This window comes from Pseudomonas sp. FW305-28 (genome assembly GCF_017351395.1).
In the GTDB taxonomy this organism is placed as follows: Bacteria; Pseudomonadota; Gammaproteobacteria; order Pseudomonadales; family Pseudomonadaceae; genus Aquipseudomonas; species Aquipseudomonas fluorescens_AA.
Map to the genome: position 1 here is coordinate 1 of NZ_JACNDD010000193.1, position 10,943 is coordinate 10,943.

Sequence of the window (10,943 nt, forward strand, 5' to 3'; positions counted from 1 at the left end):
GCAGATCCGCAAAAGCCTGAGCGCTGCGTTCGACGAGGCGTGGTTCAAGTCACTCAAGCATCCCCTCAGCGGGGTGATGGCACCGGTGTACTACCTGGACGAGGAAATAGAAGGCAACCTGGTGGAGGCGGACCTGGCCAATCGAGCGGTGGCATTGCCGGACATCAAGCCGTGACGGGACGGTTCATTCTGATCCGAGCGTGACGCGACAACCCTTGCGATGGCGGATCTGCTCGTCCGATGGGCGTTCCTTGATGAACTCGAAGCGCGGCTCGCCTTCGCTGTAGATCACCAGCCACCCCCATTCCAGCTCGCTTTCATCCTGCCCGGGCTGGGGCGGCGAGGCCCACCAGGGTTCTTTTTGCATGATCTGACGCATCGTCTACTCCTGCCGATTGATCCTTTGAACTATAGACCGCTCGATGAAGACGCTTGCATCCTGTGGGAGCAAGGGTTGTGTGCCTGAAGCTTGATAATCAGTGTGCTCTGACCCCGCCCACCAGCGTCTAGCGTCTGTATCCCCGCACTCGAACGGGGAATGACTGGACCCCGCGCATATGCAAGCACTGTTGAACGAGATCCTCGATGCGGTTCGCCCCCTGATCGGTCAGGGCAAGGTCGCCGATTACATTCCTGCCCTCGGCACGGTGGTACCCAACCAGTTGGGTATTGCCGTGTATGGCAATGATGGCGAGTTGTATTGTGCCGGCGACGCCGAAACAGCGTTTTCGGTGCAGAGTATTTCCAAGGTGTTCAGCCTGGTGCAGGCCATCGGGCATTCCGGCGAAGCGATCTGGGAGCGCCTGGGTCATGAGCCATCCGGCCAGCCCTTCAACTCCCTGGTACAACTGGAGTTCGAGCGCGGCCGGCCGCGCAATCCGTTCATCAATGCCGGCGCGTTGGTGATTTGTGATATCAACCAGTCGCGTTTCGCCGCGCCGGCGCTGTCGATGCGCGATTTTGTGCGCCGCCTGTCGGGTAACCCCCAGGTCATGGTGGACGGCAAGGTCGCCGAGTCGGAATACCAGCACCGCGCCCGCAACGCAGCGATGGCGTACCTGATGCAGTCGTTCGGCAACTTCCATAACGACGTGGAAGCGGTGTTGCGCAGTTATTTCAGCCATTGTGCCTTGCGGATGAGCTGCATCGATCTGGCGCGGGCATTCTGCTTCCTGGCCAACGACGGGTTCTGCAAACACAGCGGCGAGCAGATCCTCAGCGCCCGGCAGACCCAACAGGTCAATTCCATCATGGCCACCAGCGGCCTTTACGATGAGGCCGGCAACTTTGCTTATCGCGTCGGCCTGCCGGGCAAGAGCGGTGTCGGTGGCGGGATTGTCGCCGTGGTGCCGGGACGGTTTACCGTATGCGTCTGGTCGCCTGAACTCAACGCCGCCGGCAACTCCCTGGCCGGCATGGCGGCGCTGGAGTTGATGAGCCAACGGATCGGCTGGTCGGTGTTCTAGTTTCCTGCCGCATAAAAAAGGCCCGCTCCTGATTCAGGCGCGGGCCTTTTCGTTAGGGGATATCAGCAGAGGCGGTCGATGACCCGGACCTCGGAAGTGTTCTGCATCGACTGCCAGGCCTGGGTCAGCGTTTGCAGCACGCGGCCCATGAAGTCTTTGTCAGCCGCGGCCTTCTTGCCGACGTAGCCCTGGCCACGGCGGTACATCTTCAGCCGGGCACACAGTTCTTGCGTGTTCTTTTCGAACTCGTCTTCTTGGGTGTAGGGCGACAGGCAGTCCATATGGACCTGGCCAGTCTTGCTGATCCACAGGATATGGCTGTCGAGTGTGTCCTTGTGTGCGGCGAACATGCGAGCCAGTTCATCAATAGATGGTTGATTATTCAGATTCATGTGTAAGCCCCTTGACCATTTGGTTGATCTGTCTGGTGGTTCGCAAAAACTTCGCTACTCGGTAAGTGCCTGCCTGCTACCGAAACCAGGCCGTCAGCGTTCGTCCGTCGAACTTCGACGGGGTCGTGCATCGGTTGTGTAGTGTTATCGAAGGGCTGCTACGCAAATGCGCTACAACGAAGAGAAACAGCGAAGAATCATCAGGCAGTGTCAACTTTCGAGGGTCGACCACGCGCGTCATGAGGATCTTCGCCGACGTTTCTCGTCCTTGTTACCGGACGATCATGCCAGGTCAGCACCTTCAATCTGCCTTGTGGGCAGTCCCTTATCCAAAAAACAGCTCGGCGGTCAGACGAGCTTGCTCAAACAGTTGCCTGTACTCCCGATCGGGGAGACGTCTGCATCATGCAAGGGCAAATCGGAGGCGTCAACGGTTTTGTAGTGATTATTTTTGTTCACTACATATTGTCGGACAAAATGGTTTGGGTATGAGGATTTCCGGTCAGACACACAATCAATGTGGGAGCGAGCTTGCTCGCGATGGCGGTGTGTCAGTCAATTATCTGATGGCTGATTCACCGTCATCGCGAGCAAGCTCGCTCCCACAGGGGAATCAGGTGGGCTGATTTTTGTTGGCCTTGCGCGGTGCGCCGCCGGTCTTGCGCTTGGTCGGCTTGCGTTTGTTTTTCCATGGCGTTGCGCCACGCCCGGCGGGGCTGGCCGGGCCGCTGATGGTCAGGCTCATGCCCTGGCAGCGGGCGACGTGCTTGCTCATCCAGGCGGCTTGCCGGGTCACGAATTCTTCCAGGCTCATTTCACCGCTTTGCACCATGTCCAGGGCCTGCTCCCAGATGGCGGTGGTGCCCGGGTCGGCGATGGCCCGGGGCACGGCGTCGATGAGGCTGAAGGCCGCCGGTGTGGCGGACAGGGCCTTGCCGTTCTTCACCAGGTAACCGCGGTCGAGTAGCCCCTGGATGATCGAGGCTCGGGTCGCTTCGGTGCCGATGCCGGTGGTGTCCTTGAGCTTCTGCTTGAGCAACGGGTCTTCCACCAGTTTGGCGACATTCTTCATCGCCTTGATCAGGTCGCCTTCAGTGAAGGGCTTGGGCGGCTGGGTCCATAGGTCCTTGGGTTTCACCTCGTCCACCGTGCAATCGCGACCTTCGGCCAGTGCCGGTAAGGTTTGCGGTGCCGGTGCTTCACGGCCCTTTGCCGGCGCCAGCGCTTCGGGCAGGGCGCGTTTCCAGCCGGGTTCGACGATCTGCTTGCCCACGGCACGCAGCGCCTGGCCGGCACAGTCGAAGTCGGCCTGGGTCCGGTCGTATTCGTGGTTGGGCAGGAACTGCGCCAGGTAGCGCGCGCGAATCAACGTATAGACCGCACGCTGCTTGCCGGCGAGTTTGTCGAGGTTCCTGGCGGCGGCGGTGGGAATGATGCCGTGGTGGGCACTGACCTTGGCGTCGTTCCAGGCCCGGGATTTGCGCTGCGGTTGCAAATGCTCGCGCAGCGGCGCGAGGCTCGGGTCGGCCTGGGCGAGGGCGGCCAGGATGGCCGGTGCTTCGCTGTGCTGGCTCAAGGGCAGGAAACCGCAATCGCTGCGGGGGTAGGTGATGAGCTTGTAGGTCTCGTAGAGCGACTGGGCAATGTCCAGGGTTTCCTGGGCGCCGAGGCCGAGTTTCTTCGAGCAGACTTCCTGCAGGGTGCCCAGGTCGAAGGGCAACGGCGCCGCTTCGCGCAGGCGTTCGGTACGCACCTTCAGTGTCCGGGCGGTGGTGGCGTTGCCCATGGCCTGGGCCGCGTCCCGGGCCAGGGCCTGGTTCAGGCAGCGTTCCTGGTCGTCGCAGGCATCCGGGTCGGCGCGCCACTGGGCGGTGAACGCCGTGCCTTCATGGCTGAGCTGCACGTCGATGGCCCAATAGGCGACCGGCACGAAGTTGGCGATGCTGCGGTCGCGGTCCACCACCAGTCGCAGCGTCGGCGTCTGCACGCGGCCTACCGGCAACACGCCCTGGTAGCCGGACTGGCGCCCCAGCAAGGTGAACAGGCGACTCATGTTCATGCCGATCAGCCAGTCGGCCCGGGAGCGGCCCAGGGCCGAATGATACAGGTTGAAGGTTTCGACGCCCGGCTTGAGGGCGGCCAGGGCCTTGCGGATCGATGCTTCGTCCAGGGCTGATAGCCATAGCCGTCGGATCGGTCCGCGATACCGGCAATGCTCCACCAACTCCCGGGCGATCATTTCGCCTTCGCGGTCGGCGTCGGTGGCGATCACCAGTTCCTTCGCTTCCCCCAGCAGGCGCTTGACCGCCTTGTACTGGCTGGCGGTTTTCGGCTTGACGGTCATTTTCCATTGCGCAGGCACGATGGGCAGGTCGGCCAGGACCCAGCGCTTGTAGCGCGCGTCGTAGGCGTCGGGTGGGGCGGTTTCCAGCAGATGGCCGATGCACCAGGTGACCGTGATGCCAGGACCCAGCCAGCAACCGTCGCCACGGCGCGTGGCACCGAGCACCGCGGCGATGTCCTTGGCCTGGGACGGTTTTTCACACAGGTACAGCTGCATGGCGCCCTTTTCCTGAGCAGATTTCATGGGGCTGTAGCATGGTCATGGATGCGCACAAGGGCAAGTTTTATCTGTATGGATATACAGATAAAAGCGTTGCGCTGCGTTGCCAAGGGTGTCTGGCGAGACATTCGGCCGTTCTGTCGGCATGCAGAATGAATTTCTCGCAGGGGTATGGCTCATAACTTCAAGGCGGTTGAAACCGCAAAGAAGGTTTATGAGGTCAAGGAGAGTCACTTTCATGAATTCGATGCCCAATGGCAACGGCCAGGCGACTACGCGTTTGATTCTCGTGGTGGAAGATGATCCGACTATCCTGGAGTTTCTCTGTGAAATCCTCGAGGAAGAAGGATTTGTCGTGGAGCCTCAGAAAAGCGCTGACGATGCTTTGGAGTTCCTCGAAAGGAGCGCCCATTTCGTCGATCTGTTGCTCACCGACATTACCATGCCCGGCAAGATCGACGGTGCCGACCTGGCCAACCTGACCGGAGACCGCTGGCCGCAGATCCCGCTGCTGATCATGTCCGGCTTCGAAACGCCGGAAAGCGCCGGGATCAAGCACCACGCGTCGTTCATCGCCAAGCCCTGGGCCCTGGGCCAGATGCTGGATCTGGTGGAGAGCACGGTGAAAAATCACGCGATGCACTGAGTAATCCCAGAGGGTGGCGGCGGCCAGGCACGTTTGGGTTGCAAGCGGCGATGGGCTCCATGACAATGCGAGTCATTATCAGTCGCGAATTATTCCATTGCCATGCCCGCCAACGATCTGTCCCTACGCAGTGCTGTCGACGTTCTGTACAGTGATCATCACAATTGGCTCCAGGGCTGGTTGCGCAAGCGCTTGGGCAACACGTTCGATGCCGCCGACCTGACCCAGGATACGTTTGTGCGAGTCATCAAGGCGCGCACCGCGCTGGATATCCGCGAGCCGCGACCGTACCTGTCAATGATCGCCAAAGGGCTGTTGATCGACCTGTTTCGCCGGCGCTCGCTGGAGCAATCCTACCTCGAAGCCTTGGCCGCCATGCCGCAAGAGCAGCACCCATCGCTGGAAGAGCAGGCGATCCTGCTCCAGGCCCTGATGGAGATCGACCGTCTGCTCCTGGGGCTGGGGCCGCGCGTCAGGCAAGCGTTCATCCTGTCGCAGTTCGATGGCCTGACGTACCCGCAAATCGCCGAGCGCCTGGGCGTCAGCGTCCGCACGGTCAACAACCACATGGCCAAGGCCATGGAACATTGCTGCCTGATGCAAATTCAATTGCAGCTTTCATGAACCTGCCCCCCGACGAGTTGCAAGCCATCCGCGTGGCGGCGCGGTGGTATGCCCGGCTGCATTCCGGTATTGCGACCGACGCGGACCGGACCGATTGGCGCACCTGGCTGGCCGCCGATCCCTTGCACAGCCAGGCCTGGCAGCGCATGGCCGCGGTGGCCGAGCAGATGGCGAGTGTGCCGGGTGCCCTGGCGGCACCGACCCTGAGCGACACCCACCAGCGATCCCGGCGCCAGGTGTTGCGCAGCGCCTTGCTGCTGACGTCCGCCGGCGGCCTGGGCTGGCTGGGCTGGCGCAGCCAGGCAACCCAGAACCTGTTTTGTGATTACCGCACCGCAGTGGGCGAGCGTCGCGCGTTCCAGCTGGCCGATGGCAGCACGGTCCTGCTCAACACCGACACCTCGATCAATGTTCGTTTCGATGGACAGCAGCGGCGCCTGGAGCTGTTGCGGGGCGAGGTGCTCGTGACGACGGCGGTCGATCCCTTGCGACGTCCGTTCAAGGTGGTCACGGGACCGGCCGAGGTGCTGGCGCTGGGCACGCGGTTTATCGTCCGCAGCCAGGCGTGGGGCGGCGAAGTGGCGGTGCTGGAGAAAGCGGTCGAGGTGAGCCTGTTGGCAAGTGGCTCAAGGATGCGGGTCGAAGCCGGCCAGCGCCTGGATTTCAACGAACAGTCGTTGGGGGCGCTGCGCGGCAACGATGTGTCGGTCGGTGCCTGGCAGAAGGGAAGCATCATCGCCATTGACCGTCCCCTGGCGGCGCTGCTGGAGGAACTGTCGCGCTATCGCCCCGGTGTGCTGCGTTGGGATCCGGCGATTGGCGACTTGAAGGTTTCCGGTGTGTTTCCCGTCGATAACACCGATCTCGCCCTGGCCGCGCTGGAAAGCGGCTTTTCGTTGCGAGTGACCCGCTATAGCCGATTCTGGGTCCAGGTCTCCGCTGGCCATCGGCGGTAATGCTACGCAATAAAAAAATCAGCCCCTGCACTTTTCGTCCCCATCGTTCGGCTCTTCCTCAGTGAGTTTTTATCGACCGTTTTGGGGAGGGGAAGTATGACTTGGGTGAGCGCGCCAGGCCGTCTGGTGTTTGCAGTGAAAATCAGCTTGCTGGCGGTCACGACCGCCGGCGTCACGGTCGTGAACGCCAGCCCGGTTCCAGCGGCTGCGGCGCAGCAGCGCGCGGTGCAGGCCTACGATATCGGCGCTGGTCGCCTGGTGGATGTGCTGACCCGTTTCTCCAGCGCCGCCGGTGTCGCCATTTCGTTTGATGCCCGGCAACTCGGAGACTTGCAATCCCCCGGCCTGAAGGGGGCTTTCGGCGTGGGCGACGGCTTTGCCCGCATTCTTGGCGGCAGTGGCCTGCAAGCCGCCCTCCAGGCCAACGGCACGTACGTGCTGCGCCCCGCGCCGGTCAGCGGTTCGGCATTGGAATTGGACGCCACCACCATCGAGGCACAGCGGCTCGGGGCGACCACCGAGGACAGTCACTCCTACACGACGGGGGCGGTCACCATTGGCAAGGGTGAGCACTCCCTGCGCGAAACGCCGCAATCGGTGACGGTGATTACCCGCAAGATGCTCGATGACCAGAACCTCAATACCATCGATCAAGTCATGGAAAAGACCCCGGGCATCACCGTCTACGACTCGACCATGGGCGGCAAGTATTTCTATTCCCGCGGGTTCCGCATGTCTGGCCAGTATCAATACGACGGCGTTCCGCTGGACATGGGCAACAGTTATGTCCAAGCCGACAGTTTCAGCAGCGACATGGCCTATTACGACCGGGTCGAAGTGCTGCGCGGCGCCGCCGGGATGATGAAGGGGGCGGGCGGCACGTCCGGCGGCGTCAACTTCGTTCGTAAACGCGGCCAGGCCACGGCGCAGACCGAGCTCAGCCTGTCCGGGGGGACCTGGGACAATTACCGCGGGCAGGTCGATACCGGTGGCCCGTTGAATGACGCCGGCACCGTGCGGGGCAGGGCGGTGATCGCCGAGCAGAGCCGGCACTATTTCTACGATGATGCCCGGCGCAAGGACCAGATCTACTACGGCGCCCTGGACTTCGACCTGTCGCCCGACACGACGCTCGGCCTGGGCGTAGCCTACGAGGACGTCGATGCAAGCCCGTGCTGGGGCGGGCTTCCGCGCTACCGGGACGGCAGCGATCTGAAACTCAGTCGTTCCACTTGCCTGGACCCCTCGTGGAACACCTGGCGCAGCCAGCGGACCACGGTGTTCGGCGATCTCAAGCATCAGCTCAACGACGACTGGGCCGTGAAGGTCGCCAGTGTCTATACGAAAAATACCCAGGACATCAAATACGCGTTTGCATCGGGCTCGGTGGCGCCAGGCACCTCGACCACCAACATGCTGGGCAGCATGTATGACTATGACCAGGTCGATTACGGCTTCGACGCCTACCTGGACGGCAAGTTCGACGCCCTGGGGCAGCAACATGAGTTGATCGTCGGTTTCAACGCCAGTCGTTCGGACAAGGATGATTTTTTCTCGGTGGCGCTGTTGCCACAGAAGCAGAATGTGTTCGATCCGGACCGACATATTCCCGAACCGGACGACAGTTACTTCATCGAAAACTCGACGCGCGGAGGTCCGGTCAAGACCGTGACCGAGCAGCAAGGCATGTATTCGACCCTGCGGCTGAAACTGGCTGACCCCTTGACGTTTGTCGTCGGCAGCCGGGTGAGCTGGTACAGCTCCAAGACCGACTCGGTGTTCCTCACAGGCGGTACGGAGCACGCCAAGAGCACGGAGACGGGGCAAGTCACGCCGTTTGCCGCCGTGTTGTTGGACCTCAATGAGTACCTGACGGCCTATGCCAGCTATTCGGATATCTTCACGCCCCAGGGCAACTACCGTTCCGAAAGCGGCTCGGCACTCAAGCCCCTGGTGGGCGAGAGTTATGAGCTGGGGATCAAGGGCGAGTGGTTCGAGGGACGCCTGAACAGCGCCTTCAACCTGTTCCGCACGCTGCAGAAAGACCAGGCCCAGACTGACTACAACTCCAGTTGCGCGTCCTCGGACGGCTACTGCTACGAGAACGCTGGCAAGGTGCGCGCCCAGGGTTTCGAAGCCGAGATCAGCGGTGAAGTCATCGAGCGCCTGCAACTGCTGGCCGGCTACACCTACACCCAGACCAAGACCCTCGACGACATTGACACCAGCCTCAACGGCGGCTCGTTCAACAGCTACGTGCCGCGCCATGTGCTGCGCCTGTGGAGCGATTATGCCCTCGGCGGGGCGTTCGAACGGTTCAGTGTCGGTGCCGGGGTCAATGCCCAGAGCGACAATTTCCGCGTATCGCCGGCGACGGACGAGAAGATCACCCAGGCCGGTTATGCCGTGTGGAACGGCCGCGTTGGCTACCGCATCGATGACACCTGGTCGGTGGCCCTCAATGGCAACAACCTGTTCGACAAGCGCTACTACACCACCATCGGCACCGAGAGCTTCGGTAACTATTACGGTGAGCCGCGCAACTTCACGATGACCTTGAAGGGGCGCTTCTGAACCGGTGGCGAGGGCGCCAATGCCCTCGCCACGGTTTTGCCCTCAGTTGGTATCCAGGTCCACGTTGCGGGTTTCCCGCAGGCAGATCATGCCCACCACCAGGCTCACCCCGGTGATCACCACCGGGTACCACAGCCCGTAGAAAATATCCCCGGTATAGACCACCAGGGCAAACGACACGGTGGGCAGGAAACCGCCGAACCAGCCGTTGCCGATGTGGTAGGGCAGGGACATGGAGGTGTAGCGGATCCGGGTCGGGAACAGTTCGACCATCAACGCCGCCAGCGGTCCGTAGCACATCGCCGAGATGATGATCAGCGCGACGATCAAGGCCACGATCATCGGCCGGTTGATCTGCTGGGCGTCGGCCTGCTGCGGGTAGCCGGCCAGGGTCACTGCGCCGCGCAGGGCGGCTTCGTCGTAACCTTCGAGTTTCACGTCACCGACGCTGACCTGCACCGCGCTGCCGGCCGGGGCCGCGACGCTGCTGTAGGGCAGGCCTTGCTTGACCAGGAAGGTCTTGACCTTGTCGCACGGGCTGTCGAAACGCGCCTTGCCCACCGGGTCGAACTGGAAGGTACAGGTGGCCGGGTCGGCGACCACGGTGATCGGCGCCTGGCGGCTGGCCTGGTCGATGGCCGGGTTGGCGTAGTGGGCCAGGGTCTTGAAGATCGGAAAGTACAGGGCAGTCGCCAGCAGCAGGCCGATCATCAGCACCGGTTTGCGCCCGACCTTGTCCGACAGCCAGCCGAAAAAGATGAAGAACGGCGCACCAATCACCACGCTGACAATCAGCAGGCTGTTGGCCAGGGCTGGGTCCATCTTCAGGAACTGGGTGAGGAAAAACAGCACGTAGAACTGCGCGGCGTAGAAGGTCACCGCTTGCCCGGCATTGATGCTGAACAGGGCGATCAGCACCACCTTCAGGTTTTCCCATTTGCCGAAGGATTCGCGGATCGGCGCCTTGCAGCACTTGCCTTCTTCTTTCATTTTCAGGAAGGCCGGCGACTCGTGCAGGCTCAGGCGAATCCAGGTGGAGATGCCCAGCAGCAGGATCGACAGCAGGAACGGAATGCGCCAGCCCCAGACTTCGAACTGATCGCCAGTGAAGTAGCGGCAGCCCAGCACCACCAGCAGCGAGAGCAACAGCCCCAACGTGGCGGTGGACTGAATCCAACTGGTATGGAAACCGCGCTTGCCCATCGGCGCATGCTCGGCGACATAGGTCGCCGCGCCGCCGTACTCGCCGCCCAGGGCCAGGCCCTGGAGCATGCGCAATACCACCAGGATGATTGGCGCGGCGATGCCGATGCTGGCGTAGTTGGGCAGCAGTCCGACGCAGAACGTCGCCAGGCCCATGAGGATGATGGTGGCCAGGAACGTGTACTTGCGCCCGATCATGTCCCCCAACCGACCGAACACCAGTGCCCCGAACGGCCGCACGATGAAACCGGCGGCGAAGGCCATCAGGGCGAAGATGAACGCGGTGGTGTCGTTGACCCCGGCGAAGAACTGCTTGCTGATCACCGCCGCCAGGGCGCCATAGAGGAAAAAGTCGTACCACTCGAACACCGTCCCCAGGGACGAGGCGAAGATGACTTTCTGGGTTTCCTGGCTGGTGCCGGCGCTGCGCGTGGCTTCCAGGGGCTGAACATGCTCGGACATAGCGGTATCCCTCACAGTGATTGTTTTTGTTGTTCCACTGCGACGCCGGGGTGGCGT

General features: G+C 62.0%; 9 protein-coding genes. 5 read left to right on the plus strand and 4 right to left on the minus strand.

The window, feature by feature from the left end; translation table 11 throughout:
- Positions 1–184: 184 nt before the first annotated feature.
- The gene (locus tag J4E53_RS27755; protein ID WP_053123348.1) at positions 185–379 is read right to left on the minus strand and encodes a hypothetical protein; all 195 of its coding nucleotides are present in this window, start codon (positions 377–379) and stop codon (positions 185–187) included.
- 178 nt (positions 380–557) lie between these two features.
- Between J4E53_RS27755 and glsB the strand changes: the two genes are divergently transcribed.
- On the plus strand, positions 558–1,466 hold the full coding sequence (gene glsB, locus J4E53_RS27760) for a glutaminase B (RefSeq protein WP_060741483.1): 909 nt from the start codon (positions 558–560) through the stop codon (positions 1,464–1,466).
- A 62-nt stretch (positions 1,467–1,528) separates the two neighbouring features.
- Here the strand turns inward: glsB and J4E53_RS27765 are convergent, their stop codons facing one another.
- A complete protein-coding gene (locus J4E53_RS27765; RefSeq protein ID WP_060741484.1) occupies positions 1,529–1,858 on the minus strand; it encodes a hypothetical protein in 330 nt (109 codons plus the stop codon).
- A gap of 613 nt (positions 1,859–2,471) precedes the next feature.
- Positions 2,472–4,418 carry a DNA topoisomerase III gene (locus J4E53_RS27770; protein ID WP_103311122.1) on the minus strand — a complete coding sequence of 649 codons (1,947 nt, stop codon included), beginning with the start codon at positions 4,416–4,418 and terminating at the stop codon, positions 2,472–2,474.
- A gap of 241 nt (positions 4,419–4,659) precedes the next feature.
- Here J4E53_RS27770 and J4E53_RS27775 point away from each other — a divergent pair, with 241 nt between their 5' ends.
- The 4 genes from J4E53_RS27775 to J4E53_RS27790 all read left to right on the plus strand — a co-directional run bounded on the left by J4E53_RS27775 (position 4,660) and on the right by J4E53_RS27790 (position 9,221).
- Entirely contained in the window at positions 4,660–5,067 is a 408-nt protein-coding gene (locus J4E53_RS27775; RefSeq protein WP_060741486.1) for a response regulator, read from the plus strand.
- 102 nt (positions 5,068–5,169) lie between these two features.
- Positions 5,170–5,691, plus strand: a complete 522-nt coding sequence (locus tag J4E53_RS27780) for a sigma-70 family RNA polymerase sigma factor (RefSeq protein WP_060741487.1) — start codon at positions 5,170–5,172, stop codon at positions 5,689–5,691.
- Entirely contained in the window at positions 5,688–6,647 is a 960-nt protein-coding gene (locus J4E53_RS27785) for a FecR domain-containing protein (RefSeq protein WP_103311121.1), read from the plus strand. Before J4E53_RS27780 ends, J4E53_RS27785 begins: the two co-directional genes overlap by 4 nt.
- 96 nt (positions 6,648–6,743) lie before the next feature.
- Positions 6,744–9,221, plus strand: a complete 2,478-nt coding sequence (locus tag J4E53_RS27790; RefSeq protein WP_103311119.1) for a TonB-dependent receptor — start codon at positions 6,744–6,746, stop codon at positions 9,219–9,221.
- A 42-nt stretch (positions 9,222–9,263) separates the two neighbouring features.
- On the opposite strand, the gene J4E53_RS27795 is transcribed toward J4E53_RS27790, so the two are convergent.
- Complete coding sequence (locus J4E53_RS27795) at positions 9,264–10,886, minus strand: MFS transporter (protein WP_060741490.1); 1,623 nt, start codon at positions 10,884–10,886, stop codon at positions 9,264–9,266.
- Between the last annotated feature and the right edge of the window lie 57 nt (positions 10,887–10,943).

Bases quoted from the DNA above. Each gene is read 5' to 3' on its own strand.
- J4E53_RS27755 (WP_053123348.1), bottom strand. From the start codon at position 379: ATGCGTCAGATCATGCAAAAAGAACCCTGGTGGGCCTCGCCGCCCCAG.
- glsB (WP_060741483.1), top strand. From the start codon at position 558: ATGCAAGCACTGTTGAACGAGATCCTCGATGCGGTTCGCCCCCTGATC.
- J4E53_RS27765 (WP_060741484.1), bottom strand. From the start codon at position 1,858: ATGAATCTGAATAATCAACCATCTATTGATGAACTGGCTCGCATGTTC.
- J4E53_RS27770 (WP_103311122.1), bottom strand. From the start codon at position 4,418: ATGCAGCTGTACCTGTGTGAAAAACCGTCCCAGGCCAAGGACATCGCC.
- J4E53_RS27775 (WP_060741486.1), top strand. From the start codon at position 4,660: ATGAATTCGATGCCCAATGGCAACGGCCAGGCGACTACGCGTTTGATT.
- J4E53_RS27780 (WP_060741487.1), top strand. From the start codon at position 5,170: ATGCCCGCCAACGATCTGTCCCTACGCAGTGCTGTCGACGTTCTGTAC.
- J4E53_RS27785 (WP_103311121.1), top strand. From the start codon at position 5,688: ATGAACCTGCCCCCCGACGAGTTGCAAGCCATCCGCGTGGCGGCGCGG.
- J4E53_RS27790 (WP_103311119.1), top strand. From the start codon at position 6,744: ATGACTTGGGTGAGCGCGCCAGGCCGTCTGGTGTTTGCAGTGAAAATC.
- J4E53_RS27795 (WP_060741490.1), bottom strand. From the start codon at position 10,886: ATGTCCGAGCATGTTCAGCCCCTGGAAGCCACGCGCAGCGCCGGCACC.